This window comes from Bombella sp. ESL0378, assembly GCF_009725845.1.
Classification (GTDB): Bacteria; Pseudomonadota; Alphaproteobacteria; order Acetobacterales; family Acetobacteraceae; genus Bombella; species Bombella pollinis.
In genome coordinates this window covers 83,597-96,673 of sequence record NZ_WNIF01000006.1, presented here as the reverse complement: position 1 = coordinate 96,673, position 13,077 = coordinate 83,597, and the positions used below count along the sequence as shown (strand labels likewise).

Annotated in this window: 10 protein-coding genes; 4 read left to right on the top strand and 6 right to left on the bottom strand. The window is 48.1% G+C overall.

The window, feature by feature from the left end:
- Both GM556_RS03955 and GM556_RS03950 read right to left on the bottom strand, forming a co-directional pair.
- Positions 1-1,167: an LptF/LptG family permease gene (locus GM556_RS03955; protein WP_155573207.1), complete on the bottom strand. Its 1,167-nt coding sequence runs from the start codon at positions 1,165-1,167 to the stop codon at positions 1-3.
- Entirely contained in the window at positions 1,154-2,077 is a 924-nt protein-coding gene (locus tag GM556_RS03950) for a metallophosphoesterase (RefSeq protein ID WP_155579340.1), read from the bottom strand. The genes GM556_RS03955 and GM556_RS03950 overlap by 14 nt, the downstream gene beginning before the upstream one ends.
- 155 nt (positions 2,078-2,232) lie before the next feature.
- Between GM556_RS03950 and GM556_RS03945 the strand changes: the two genes are divergently transcribed.
- Together GM556_RS03945 and GM556_RS03940 are read left to right on the top strand one after the other, a co-directional pair.
- Positions 2,233-3,204, top strand: coding sequence for a diacylglycerol kinase family protein (locus GM556_RS03945; protein ID WP_155573205.1), 972 nt, complete (start codon positions 2,233-2,235; stop codon positions 3,202-3,204).
- On the top strand, positions 3,197-4,132 hold the full coding sequence (locus tag GM556_RS03940) for a hypothetical protein (protein ID WP_155579339.1): 936 nt from the start codon (positions 3,197-3,199) through the stop codon (positions 4,130-4,132). The genes GM556_RS03945 and GM556_RS03940 overlap by 8 nt, the downstream gene beginning before the upstream one ends.
- A 41-nt stretch (positions 4,133-4,173) precedes the next feature.
- Here GM556_RS03940 and spt read toward each other — a convergent pair whose 3' ends face one another.
- The 3 genes from spt to GM556_RS03925 all read right to left on the bottom strand — a co-directional run bounded on the left by spt (position 4,174) and on the right by GM556_RS03925 (position 7,449).
- On the bottom strand, positions 4,174-5,373 hold the full coding sequence (gene spt / locus GM556_RS03935; RefSeq protein WP_155573203.1) for a serine palmitoyltransferase: 1,200 nt from the start codon (positions 5,371-5,373) through the stop codon (positions 4,174-4,176).
- Positions 5,370-5,624, bottom strand: a complete 255-nt coding sequence (locus GM556_RS03930) for an acyl carrier protein (protein WP_155573202.1) — start codon at positions 5,622-5,624, stop codon at positions 5,370-5,372. Before GM556_RS03930 ends, spt begins: the two co-directional genes overlap by 4 nt.
- Positions 5,625-5,700: 76 nt before the next feature.
- Positions 5,701-7,449, bottom strand: a complete 1,749-nt coding sequence (locus GM556_RS03925; protein WP_155579338.1) for a fatty acyl-AMP ligase — start codon at positions 7,447-7,449, stop codon at positions 5,701-5,703.
- A 353-nt stretch (positions 7,450-7,802) separates the two neighbouring features.
- Between GM556_RS03925 and alr the strand changes: the two genes are divergently transcribed.
- Both alr and GM556_RS03915 read left to right on the top strand, forming a co-directional pair.
- On the top strand, positions 7,803-8,900 hold the full coding sequence (alr, locus tag GM556_RS03920; protein WP_370513581.1) for an alanine racemase: 1,098 nt from the start codon (positions 7,803-7,805) through the stop codon (positions 8,898-8,900).
- A 156-nt stretch (positions 8,901-9,056) separates the two neighbouring features.
- Positions 9,057-10,463, top strand: a complete 1,407-nt coding sequence (locus GM556_RS03915; protein ID WP_196424769.1) for a peptide MFS transporter — start codon at positions 9,057-9,059, stop codon at positions 10,461-10,463.
- On the opposite strand, the gene GM556_RS03910 is transcribed toward GM556_RS03915, so the two are convergent.
- Positions 10,458-13,046: a cation:proton antiporter gene (locus GM556_RS03910; protein ID WP_155573198.1), complete on the bottom strand. Its 2,589-nt coding sequence runs from the start codon at positions 13,044-13,046 to the stop codon at positions 10,458-10,460. The two genes, GM556_RS03915 and GM556_RS03910, sit on opposite strands and share 6 nt — an antisense overlap.
- Between the last annotated feature and the right edge of the window lie 31 nt (positions 13,047-13,077).

Sequence of the window (13,077 nt, the reverse complement as noted above, 5' to 3'; positions counted from 1 at the left end):
TCACGCAGTCCTTGAGCTTTTTTGCTCTCTATGCCGCCAACTTACTTTGGAGCGTGCAAGTAGCGCAAATGTACATCCGAGGCAGAAAATAGCTTCTGGCACCCAAAGGCTTAGCCACACAGGTGCTGTCCCATTAGCGGCGAGGCTATCACCAAAGAGCAAAACTTCATCAAACCCTACAAGGATAATGGCTAGCATAATTTGCCCTAGGGCAGAGCGTTTACGCTTTTTTCGGACGGCAAAGGCGATGGAGAGAAACGGTATAAACATAATACTAATCGCGCGGGCTAAGCGAAAATCTATTTCCGCTCGCAGCGTTTTAGGAGAAATATGCGATGAATTATGCCGAATCGCAGAAAGAATCTCCAATGTTGTCATCTCTCTCTCATCATTCCCACGGGAGCGAAAAGCTTCTTGGTTGCCAGAGCGTTCAATTAAGCGGGCAATATGTTCAAAATGGGTAACTGAAACATGGCTATCAGGAAGGTTAGGCGATTTAGCGCGTATGATCTGACCATTCCAAAGATCAAGCTGTGTAGATTTATCACGTTCAGAGAGGGTGAGTAGACCTTTAGGGGCTGTAATAAGCTCCGTTGTCCCATCATCTTTCACATCGCGGATGAAAATACGGCGTAAACGAGAGCCTCCATGGTCCACGTAATCTGCTGTTAGAAGCGTTGTGGTGGAGGTAGTTGCGAACATATCGGATTGTAGGTGAGGGGCCCAGCCTGTATGGCGTGCAAAATAAAAGCCCTCACGGTAATCATAGCGCGCGATTGGCTGCAAATAACCATAGAGAAGGACGCTTAAAACAGCGAGAACCGCACCCACTTTAATATAAGGCTGGCTAATGCGGAGGAGTGAGATATGGCCCGCATAGAGCACGTCAATCTCATTATGCTCGCTCATGCGGTTAATGGTCATAAAGACAGCAATGCATAAAGCCGCTGGTAGGGCTAAGCCCATATAATGAGGCAGCAGGTCGCTTAGCAATGTTAATAAGGTGGCAATAGAGCTACCACTACTGGCGAGCCGATTAAAAAGGGCCAATAACCTATCAAGCAACAAGGCGACCAGCATTGTCCCAAGAGCAATCGTAAAAGGTGGGACTAATTGGCGTAATAAATAACGATCTAGTGTCGGTAGAGAAGACTTACGAATGAACATTTACCGGCCTTAAAGAAGAACTGCTGTCCCATTCCATCTGTGCGAAAACATGCCCTGTGGCATCTATGCGTTGCACAGCGATGTGCCATCCTTTTGTATGGGGTGTGAAGCTGAGATGATTCCAGCTCGCTTTACGGCTTATAATGTGGCTATCCATTGCCGCGGCACTCACCCCAAGGAGGGGAATATCCGTGCCTTCCACTGTAGTTAGCGTGGCATCGTGGGAATGACCATGCAGCACAAGCTCCGCCCCGTAAGTACGTAATATCTTACTCAAGCGTGATGTATTGATGAGGGACTTCCTGTAGGGTAGAAGCCCCTTCCGCGGGGGGTGATGAAGCATAACAACCCGGCAGTATCCCTCTTTGCCTAATTCCGCAAGCAATCTGGCCAGATTATTACGTTGTTTTTTGTTAATGAGGCCATAGGCCGTAAAAGGTAAGGTCGGGAGCGCGGAGTTTAAACCGATAACAGCCACCTTGCCGAAAAAACGCACAAAGGGAAATGTTTTATCGGACCATTCTTCCCATTGCGCGAGGCTGTGCTTATGGGCAATCGGTGCCATAAAATCATGATTACCAGGCACAATAACGGGGGAAACAGGCAGCCCTTTCAGCCATGTTGCGGCCTGTTTATACTCCTCCTTCGTGCCAAAATTGGTAATGTCTCCGCTGATAAGAACAGCGCGTATTTCTTTATGAGAGGCAATATCTTCAACCAATTGATGCGTAATATCAGGGCGCAAAATATGGCGTCTTTTGCTGCGCCATAACGCACGGCTCAGCAATCGCTTATTAAAAAAAGAAGTCCAAGGAATGTGCGGAGGTGGAAGATGCGGGTCTGACATATGTGCCAGATGAATAGCGGGAGCGTGCCGGTTGGGGAAAGAGGCTAAGGAGTCGAAAAACATGGCAGCACCATAGATTGCGATAGAGAACAGTCTTTACAGGGGAACTCCCTTCTGGTTCCTATAGCATAGCCATGTTAAAGGATTTCGACCAGCTTGGGAAACAACATGGCTTCTTGTTTCTGGGCGGGTATGTGATGGATAAAATGTAGAGATTCATGAAAAACGTACAAGCTGCCCTCATTCACAATCCCAATAGCCGTAGAAATATACAAGATAACGGTCGCTTTATGCGCATGGCGCGCCAGAAGATGGGAGAGTTTTGCATTGCCACACTTAATGATAGTCATCTCCCTGCCCATTTGGCAGTGTTGAAGAAGAAAGGCGTTAATTTTATTGCTATTGATGGTGGGGATGGCACTGTGAGTGCCTCCCTTACGGCCATCGCTAACACATATCGCGGCTCACCTTTGCCGGCTGTCGCAGTGCTGCCCTCTGGTAATACGAACCTCATTGCTGGTGATGTTGGTTTTGGGCTGCGTGGTGAGGCGGCCGTTGATCGTATTTTACAGCCTGAAAGCTTAAAAAGTAGCGTGCGCGCTCCCATAAAATTATCTTGGCCGGGGCAGGATATGCCCTCCGTATTGGGGATGTTTGGTGGCTGTACTGGTTATGCACGCGCTGTGCGTATTGCCCATTCTCCAACGGTATTGAGATTTGCTCCTCATGATTTAGCCGTATTTTTCACATTATTTAGCAGTGTGGCGAGCCTTTTATGGCGGAGTAGCCGTCAGTCATGGCTGAGTGGGAATGTTTTGTCATGGCATGCCGAGGGGGATGATTTAAAGGAGCAAAGAGAAGGTTATAGTTTTCTTTATATGGCAACCGCCTTAGAAAAGTTATCCTATGGTATTTGGCCGTTTTGGAATACTGGTTCCAATCGGAAAGGCTTTCATTTTCTAGATGTTCATGCCTTTCCCAAGCGTCTTCCTGCGGCGTTTTTTCACCTTTTGAGAGGGCATGTTCCTAACTGGTTATGGTCGCATGAAGATTATAGTAGCATGATTGCTCAGAAGATGATCTTGGAGACAGATAGTGATTTTGTCTTAGATGGAGAGGTATTTCCTGCGTCCTCCAATAAGCAAATCATGTTAGAAGAGGGGCCGAGTTTCCGGTTTTTACATGTCTGATTTTATTGATAAAACCCTCATCCAAGAGTTAACAACGCCTGTCCCGCACGAGATTGCACAATTTGCTGAGGCCATCGCATATAAAATGGGGGAGCCTCCTTTAGGGATATTATTTTACGGCTCTCTCCTGCGGGAAGTGGACCCGACAGGGATTTTAGATTTTTATGTTATTACGGAGAAACCAGCAAGTTTAAGCGGCAATCCTTTCGCTCGGTTCGCTAATCGAGTTCTACCGCCTAATGTTTATTATATGGAGCATCAAACTGAAGCCGCAACCTTACGTGCTAAGGTTGCTGTTCTCTCTCAAGAGCAATTTTTAAGGAGAGGGACGCTTTTTAGCCTTGATACGACCATTTGGGCGCGCTTTTGTCAGCCTGTGCGTTTAGTTTGGGTACGCAATGGCCGTGCGGCTGATCGCATTTTGCACGCATTGCGGCAATGCTTGATAACCGCATCATGCTGGGCGGCTCTCCTTGGGCCAAAAGAAGGGGAAGCAATAGATTATTGGCGTACTCTCTTTGCTCATACTTATGCCGCAGAGCTGCGAGTAGAGAAAAAAGGGCGTGGCCATAAGTTGCTTAAAGGGCGCGAGGAGCGATATGAAGCTCTTTTAAAAGCGTCGTGGCAACAGGCAGGTTTGAGTTATCAAACGAATAATGAAACGCTGCGCCCTTATCTGACAGCGTCATCTCGGAAGAAAGCTGCCAAAAACTGGCAAAAAATTGCTGCTTATGGTCGCCCTCTTAATCTCAGTCGCCTTATTAAAGCGGCTTTTACCTTTAAGGACGGCGTTTCTTATCTACTATGGAAGATACAACGTCATACCGGTAAGCAGGTGCATGTTTCCACTTTTGAGCGCAAGCACCCTATCTTAACTCTGCCTTTCTTCTTATGGCGTGCTAGACATTTTCTGAAAACGACAAAGTAAGTATAAAAATCCCCCCTCTTAATTAAAGAGGGGGGAATATTTTAAGCGACCTGTAGTTCTTTAGCGATTGTACCAAATGTCTCTACAGCGCGGTCAATTTCATCAAAAGAATGTGCTGCCATGACAGAGCAACGCAACAATGGACGATTATCAGGCGTTGCTGGGGGAAGTGAGAGGTTTACATAAACACCCGCAGCCAGCAGCGCATTCCAGAAGGCGAGAGCTTGCGGTATATCCTCCAACGTCACAGCGATGACAGGAGAGATGAAGTTGCTGGTATTCAACCCAACAGACTTAAAGCCCTCATGCAACCGTGCAGCGTTCTTTTGCAGCTTCTCACGCAACTCAGGTTTTGTTTCGATTTCCTCTAAAGCGGCGAGGGTGGCAGCAATAATCTCCGGGGGGAGGGAGGCTGTAAACATATAAGGCCGCGAGCAAAGCCGGATGAGGTCAATCTCATCATGATTTGTAACGCAATAACCGCCTACCGTTCCTAAAGATTTGGAGAAGGTCCCCACGATGAAGTCTATGTCCGCTTCGCAATTTTGCATCTCTGCAACACCACGGCCATGCGCACCAAGCACACCAAAGGAGTGAGCCTCATCTACGAGGAGGGGGACGTTGTGGCGTTTTTTGACCTCAACAAACTCCTTTAAAGGGGCGATATTCCCCGTCATGGAGTAAATGCCCTCAGCAATGATGAGGCGAGCCCCTGTGCTATTGCTTGTCCGAGCGATGCGCTTCTCAAGGTCAGCAGGGTCATTATGGCGGAAACGGATAATTTGCGCCCCAGAGAGACGCGCCCCATCATAAATGGAGGCATGGCTATCTGCATCTAGGAAAAGCGTATCATCTTTATTTACAAGAGCCGAAATCGTGCCCAAATTTGCCTGATAGCCTGTCGAGAAAATCATAGCATGTTTTCTCTGGAAGACTTTGGCAAGAGCATGCTCTAGCTTTTGATGCAGGCCGAAAGTCCCATTGGCAATACGGGAACCAGTCGTTCCGACCCCCATTGTCTGAGCGGCATGGATAGCCGCATCCCGTGCTGCGTTAGACTGGCTGAGACCAAGATAGTTATTTGTGCCAAATAAAAGGGTTTCACGCCCCTCTATAATGCCAACTGTTGCTGAGAGGGGACGCTCAATAACAACCCCAAAAGGGTTGCGTGGGCTAGCGGCCATAAGGGATTCATAATTCCCCCGTAAGGTCGCGTATTTATCAAATAACCCTGCACTCATGCTTGTTCTGCCTTAATGGCCTGCAAGCAGCCAGCAAGATCGTTAATCGTGCGGATATCGGCCAATTTATCAAGCGGGACGGAAACATCAAGCGTGTCTTCAATTTCCATCACGAAGTTCATTACAGCAAGGCTATCAAAGGCTAAATCCTCCACGATGCGACTATCCCCGGTGATATCGCGCGGGACTTTAGGGTTCTCCAGCAATTTTTGGAGAATCATCTGAGAAATATCAGCAACATTGTCGGTCATGTTTTGTCCCTTTATAGCCTGCGAAGGATAAGACGATTATAGAAGCTTCCTTCGCGAGGAGATAGCCCTTGCAGGGTTATTCAAATTCTTTGTTGAGGTACATTGCCCGCGCCCGTGCCCGTGTCAACTTCCCAGAGGAGGTCTGTGGGAGAGACCGCGGCGGTACGAGAACAACATTAACATCAATGCCATGCATACGGCGGAAAAGGCCGACCAGCTCATTGCGCAGCGTTGTGCGTGGCTCCTCATCCGTGAAACGACATTGCACCAATGCAACAACTTGTTCGCCTTCACCAGAATCAACGGAGAAAACTGCGACATCACGCGAGCGGAGGGAGTTCACCTCATGCTCAGCCGCCCATTCCAAATCTTGGGGCCAGATATTGCGTGCATTGATGATGATGAGGTCTTTCGCCCGGCCGGTAATAACAATCTGCCTATCCAGCATGTAGCCAATATCACCGGTATTGAGCCAACCATCTGGAGAAAGCACGGCCTCTGTCTCTTTAGGACGGTTGAAATAACCGGACATTAGACTTGGCCCACGGACGAAGACAGTCCCAACCTCACGTTCTTTGAGCGACTTACCGGCAGGGTCACGCACCTCAATTTGATGCTCAGGCAAGCAAACGCCACATAAGACGAAATCCCGCGCCGTGTCTGTTCTTTCATGAGCGGGGCGAGCAAAATCCTCACGCTCCATAGCGGCAAGGTCAATCGTATCAACACGAAGACCCGTATTGAGCGGAGCAAAGCTAATGGCGAGAGTTGTCTCAGCCATACCGTAGCTCGCAACAAAAGCACGCTTATCGAAGCCACTTTTCTCAAACGTCTCTGCAAAGCTATGGATGATGTGCGGGCGAATCATATCGCCGCCAATCCCCGCAACACGCCATGAGGAGAGGTCTATATCCTCACGTGCGCCACGGCGTGCGCATAATTCATAACCGAAAGACGGGCTATAGGACATCGTACCCTTGTTACGGGCAATCAACTCCAACCAAACATTCGGGCGGCGTGCAAACTCACGAGTAGGCAGTAAATCGACCGAAAGTTGGCATGTCATCGGGGTGAGAAAGAAGCCAACAAGCCCCATATCATGATAGAGAGGCAACCACGAGACGCAACGGTCATCACGCACATCATCACTTGGGTAAACTTGTAACCCATATTTTGCGATAGCATGAGCATTAGCCATACCAGCTTTTTGGGTCACACTTATCCCCATAGGGAAGCGCGTACTTCCTGAGGAGAATTGAAGATAAGACAACCCATCACCTGATATTTCCGGCAGAGGGATGTCTCTTTCCTCAAGGGTCATTAATTCAGCAGGGGAACCACCAAAAACAAGAGGGAAGCCCTCAATAATATCAGCTGTCCAGCCTCCAATCACATCAGGAACAATAACAGCGCGCGCATCTGCGCTAGTAATCATCCCGCGCAGGGTCTCAATATAGCCTTCCTTTCCGCCGAAGGCGACCGGTAAAGGCAACGGTGCTGGAACAAGGCCCGCATATTGGCAACCGAAGAAGATACGGGCAAAATCCCCATCGCTCTCAGCCACAATAGCGACTCTATCACCCGCTTTCAGTCCTGCACCAAGCAAGCGTCGTGCTGTAGCATGGGCTTGCTGGCGTAGCTTACTGTAAGGCAAAACCTCCAGCAGGGTGCCGCGACCAGAATAAATGTTAAAGCCACTCTTACCCTGGGCTGCATAGTCCAGAGCAGCAGGGAAGCTGGGGAAGTCTCCATAGCGGCGTTCGATTCCTGAACGGCTCGGCGTGATGGAGAGCGCGGGATTGGTGTTTTGGTTGGCCTCGGTCAAACCTAGACTAGCTCCGTTTGGACCTTCAGATTGAACTATCTTAGGCCCCTGCGAAATCAAAAAATCTTACCCATAAAACAGGGCAAAGCCGTTTAGCGAAATAGCCAAACAGCATCTGTGCCCTGCTCTCTAATACAAAAAGGGGCTTCTCCTCAAGCTTCTGTCACAATTTTCAGCGACAAAATTGCAAAGAGGACACATTTTAGGTGATGATGGAGGCGATGGGAGCGTGAAAATATCCTTCTAATCCACATAAAATAAGCAGTTTTTTGAGAAAATAATATCTAACAGCTTCATTTTCTGTAAGATTGTGCATCATCTCAGCATCACTATGGGAAATGAGGAGGCCGCGTGTGAGGGGGCTCTGCGAACATAAAAGCGCACGGCTAAAGGTGGATCTTTCTGCCATTAGGAAGAATTATGCAAGGCTCTCACGCTACGCAGTGGGGGCAGATTGTGCAGCTGTTGTGAAGGCGGATGCCTATGGGCTGGGTATGGACAAAATTGCAACGGCCTTAGCAGGGCAGGTGAAAAGCTTTTTTGTAGCCCAGCCAGAGGAAGGGTGCCTTCTTAGGAAGATTCTACCGAATAAGCGCATCTTTGTGTTACATGGCTTCCTGCCTGATGGTCCGGGTCTTATGGCGGATTATAACCTCATTCCGGTTCTCAATAGTCTGGAGCAGGTGAGGGGGTGGCGTGCTTTCTGCTCACGAAAAGAAAGGGATTACCCAGCCGCTTTACAGTTCGATACCGGAATGTCTCGTTTTGGCCTCGCAGAAGAGGATATACAGAATGAGGCCTTAAAAGGCTTTAAGCCCATATTGGTGATGAGCCACCTGGCCTGTGCCGATCATCTTGATCATCCAGCAAATGAGGAGCAACGTAAGCGTTTTATAAAAATGAGTGCTGCTTTCCCGCATGTGCCACGCTCTCTAGCGGCTTCATCAGGGATTTTCTTAGGAACAGATTATCATTTTGATTTGGTTCGCCCGGGTGTTGCTTTGTATGGTTTACCACCGAATGAAATGGATACATCACTTCATCCTGTTTTAGAGTTAGAAGCACAAATCTTACAATTAAGAAAAATATCAAAAGGAGCCGGTGTTGGCTACGGGCTAAGTTATCACGCCACTCATTCTATGCGTCTTGCTACTGTAGGGATTGGTTATGCTGATGGTGTGTTCCGTGCTTTCTCGGAGGGAGGAGGCCATTTATGGTATAAAGGGATACGATTACCAATTATTGGCCGGGTCTCTATGGATAGCCTAACTGTGGATGTTACAGCCGTGCCAGAGGAGCAGTTGGCAGAAGGCAGCTGGCTGAGCGTAATTGGCCCAGAACAGGATATAGCCACAGTTGCCGCGCAGTCTGGGACAATTGGGTATGAGATATTAACATCTTTGGGGCATCGTTTCGCTCGTTTTTATCATGATGACGATGATGATATTTGAGCCGTGAAAAGTTTCAGCTTTATGAAGGCCTGCATGACTATGGGAAAGAGATTGAAACATAGATAAGTTGGCATAATATATATTATGTGATTTTTCTCCATCCGCTCGATCATGCCTCCAGGTGCGTTTTGGGTAAAGTCTTGTTATAAGCGTTGGATGACGACTAACCCTACATCTACGCCTCCTTCTCATGCTCACACTCCTGCCTCGACAGAAATATGGGGGCATCCTAAAGGGTTATGGGTTTTATTTGGGACAGAAGGTTGGTTATCCTTTGCCCAATATGGCATGCTCTCTATATTGGTCTTATATCTTAAAGACCTGCTCCAACATCCAGAGCGCACGCAGTATGTTGTTGGGCTGCGCTCTCTTTTAGTCATTAACCAAGCTTTTTATAACCCAAACGGTGTAGACGCTACGGCAGGAAGCCTCTCCGGGCTTATCATGGCCGTTATTTTTGCTGCTCCCTTTTTAGGAAGTTTTATTGCCGATCGCGGCTTAGGCCGTACACGCTCCGGGGTGATTGGTATTACTATACTAACCCTCAGCTTTTGCCTCATGGCAGTAGAATCGTTCTTTGTCATCGCGTTATGGCTGTTTTTAATTGGGGTTGGGTTTTCAGGAAGTTTGAAAGCCCAAGTCGGCGCGCTCTATAAGTTAGATGACCGCCGCCGGTCGGATGCTTACCAAATCTATAGCCAAAGTATCCAAATCATGGCGATAATCTCCCCCCTCCTCTGTGCTTTTTTGGGTACGATTGCATGGTACTGGGCGTTTCTTTCAACAGCATGTGCGATGATAATTGGCTTGCTATGCTATATTATGGGGCATCATTATCTGCCTTTAGATGAGCAAAAAAATGTATCTTTTCCTCATATACCTATAAAATCACGTTGCTCTAAAATAGAAAAACAACGCATCTTTTTCCTTATGTGGCTTGTAGTGGTTTTTGCTCTTGGTGTGCTTCCTAACCAAGAGATCATGGACGGCTATCTACTATGGGGAGGAGAACATTATCAACTCACAGTATTGGGCGTTACATGCCCTGTTAGCTCATTAGTGTCTTTAGATAGCGTTATTAGCATGATAACAGGGTTTATTGTTCTGTGGTTTTGGCAGTGGTACGACCACCGCTATGGCATTGTGCGCGACATGATGAAGATTATCATCGGGAGTGCTATCGCGACATTAGGCCCTCTCTTTTTAATTTGTGGAGAGTGGCTCCACCCGGGAGCGCATCAGGTGAGCCTCTGGTGGGGTGTGGCATTTCATACCATTAATGACATCGGTTGTGGGATGACCTTTCCTATTGGTATGGCCCTTTTCTCGCGGTACGCGCCCCCACAACATAATACAACGCTTATTTCCTGCTTTACGTTACATATCTTCATAGGCAATCTGCTTGTCGGTAAGTTGGCGGCTATGTTGCATCAAATCCCTGACAGCCTTTTCTGGCTGCTACATTCCGGTGCCGCCTTATTATCGACACTCGGTCTATTAGCATCCAATCGTCTTTCACAAAGGCTCTTCCCTACTGATTCCCCCAAAGCGCAGAGATTATGACTTCTCTACAGAAGGGGAAATGATGAAACCCGCCTCATGCGCTGGGGAGATTGTCTCCCCCTCTTTTGTGATAACGACATTGGCCTCTAATGTACCGTCTAGGCGCATCCCATGACGCCTAATGATTTGCCGCTTCACGATGGGGAAAGCGCGTAAAAGCTTATCAAAATCAGCCTGAGGAATGGCCAGTAAATGCGAGAATTGCAAGGAGCGTACAGTATTTTGCGCCCGCAGCCCTTGGATATGGCTATTAGCCCCAATGAGGTCTCCTGCCCCAAGCATGACCTCTTGGGCATCTCCTACACTTGTTGCTGATTCTACAAGCCCTGCTACTTGTGCGTAAATGGTATGAATACGCTCACCTTTATGAATCAACACCTCACCGGGGGATAGAAAGCAAATAAAGACGCGTGCAGCTAGCTCATGCAAAGCCCCATCTGGCACGCCATTAAAAGCTTGGAACATCCTTAACCGCTGCTCAATCCCACTGCGAAGGTTAAAGCGCAACGGTGTATCTAGGCGCGTTCTTTGCCGTTCAATCGAGCGGCGAAGTTCACGATGAAGCTCCTCTGAGATGAGATTATCTTTCGCAAGTGTTGCATATTCTTCATCCTCCAAACGGAGGGCGATTTGCCGTAATAGACGGCTTTCCAACGCTTCGGAATAACCCGAATAATGCAGGCGTAAGGTTGCGAGCGCATCCTCCAGCAATTTACGTTGACGGCCTAGTACTTCGGAGACGATTTCCGTAATACGGCGTCCCAAAGTTGGCTCCATCCTCTCACGCACAAAGCGGATTAAAGAGGTAGAAACCAGATGCGAGATGATGAGCGTCTCAAAACGCTCCATCATGCAAAGTGTTAAAGGGCGGTCAATATGAAACCGCCTATGCAACATCTGTGCTAAGCGCAGGCGTAAAGAAGGCTGGAGACTTTTGCGCCGACTTTTAACATACCCATATCGTCCCTCTAATTGAGTAGCATCGATAATGGCTTCTATCCCGCGCAAAAGCGTCTCAATGACACGGCGGCTCGACATGCCTTGGACACAAAAAAGATCCAACAATAAGGACCGTTCTTGGTTGGCAATAGTCAAAAGGGCGAGATTCACACGCTCTCTATCACTTAAAGCAGTCTCAAAATTATTGCTGGCTTTTTCTTTTTCAGCACGTTGCTCCAGACGGCTAATCACCCCGCTGCGGGTACGGAAGCTAAAGCTTAGCTCATCAGAAACATGAGAGACCCGTTGGGCAACATGACTAAGACCAATCCCGATGATTTGATTTCTAAGAGCTTCATCAATCGGTGAGAGACGATCTAGTTTGAGAAATAACACCAAAGAGCGCAGGGTGGTGCCATTTACAAGCAGCGTGACAAGCACGAAACCCGTAGCGACAATCCCTACAAAATGGGTGATGGAATCATTGATATGTGGGTTTTCATTCACAGCGAGCGCGAGGGCAAGCGTAATGGCCCCGCGTAGTCCCCCCCATGCCATTGTCACCTTAAAGCGCGTAGGAACAGGCGGAGATAAACGCGTGACTGTCAAAATCGGAAGCATCCCGAAAATCACAACCGATCGTGCTAACAGCCCTGCTAGACTTGCAATAAGGATGAGGACAAGGTCCCAGCGTGTGATACCAATCATCATACGGGGAACGAGCAACGCCGCTAGCATAAAGACAAGCGTACTTGCCCAAAACTCTAGCTGTTCCCATAATTCTTTAAGAAAGTTCCATGTCAAAGGGCGGAATGTGGACGGCCCTAGCGCAGATACGGTTAGCCCAGCAGATGCGGTGGCCACCACGCCCGAAAATCCCAAAATATTATCGCATAGAATATAAACACCGTAAGGCAGTACGACCGAAAGGGTAATTTCTGCTGCTGGGAAACCACTAATCGCGGTGATGATAAGCAAAGCTAAGCGGGCAACGGCCACGCCAATAATTACAGCCCCAGCAAAATTGGTTAAAAAATCAGTAACGGCTTCACGAAAGCTTATTTCATGATGCGCCGTGATGGCCCCTGCAAGAATGGTAAAGATGGCAATAGCTGCGGCATCATTTAAAAGGGCTTCTCCCTCCACCAAACGGCTTAACCGTGCAGCGGCCCCAATCTCGCGGAAAATACTTGCCACGGCAGAAGGGTCGGTCGTGGCGACAATGGCACCTAATAATAGGCAGGCTACTAATGTTTGTTGTGCAAAAGGATAAAGTGCAAAACCGATTGTTGCTGTAGACACAATCACAGCGACAATCGCGAGCAGCAACACTGTCGCGATCTCATGTGTTAAGCTACGGACATTAATCCCCATTGCTCCCTTAAAGACCAATAAGGGAAGAAATATGAGGAGAAAACCTTCACTATCTATAGGAAAAGATAAGAGAGCACTTGCAGGGCCTTCTAAAAGGTCCAACCCCATTGAGCTATTGATAAGGGATGAAACACCGCCAAGGACAATCCCCAATAAGGCGATAATAACGGTTTCCGGTAAGTTGATCTTCTTAGCAAGAGGGGGGATGAAGCTAATTAGACCCAACAGGAAGGCAAGCGTCAGCAGAACCTCAGCAAGCCCCACTTCCATAACTTATCCCCTCTTACTTCCTCTAGCGTAA

Excerpts from the sequence above, each read along its gene's own strand:
- GM556_RS03955 (WP_155573207.1), bottom strand. The coding sequence starts at position 1,167 with ATGTTCATTCGTAAGTCTTCTCTACCGACACTAGATCGTTATTTATTA.
- GM556_RS03950 (WP_155579340.1), bottom strand. The coding sequence starts at position 2,077 with ATGTTTTTCGACTCCTTAGCCTCTTTCCCCAACCGGCACGCTCCCGCT.
- GM556_RS03945 (WP_155573205.1), top strand. The coding sequence starts at position 2,233 with ATGAAAAACGTACAAGCTGCCCTCATTCACAATCCCAATAGCCGTAGA.
- GM556_RS03940 (WP_155579339.1), top strand. The coding sequence starts at position 3,197 with ATGTCTGATTTTATTGATAAAACCCTCATCCAAGAGTTAACAACGCCT.
- spt (WP_155573203.1), bottom strand. The coding sequence starts at position 5,373 with ATGAGTGCAGGGTTATTTGATAAATACGCGACCTTACGGGGGAATTAT.
- GM556_RS03930 (WP_155573202.1), bottom strand. The coding sequence starts at position 5,624 with ATGACCGACAATGTTGCTGATATTTCTCAGATGATTCTCCAAAAATTG.
- GM556_RS03915 (WP_196424769.1), top strand. The coding sequence starts at position 9,057 with ATGACGACTAACCCTACATCTACGCCTCCTTCTCATGCTCACACTCCT.
- GM556_RS03910 (WP_155573198.1), bottom strand. The coding sequence starts at position 13,046 with ATGGAAGTGGGGCTTGCTGAGGTTCTGCTGACGCTTGCCTTCCTGTTG.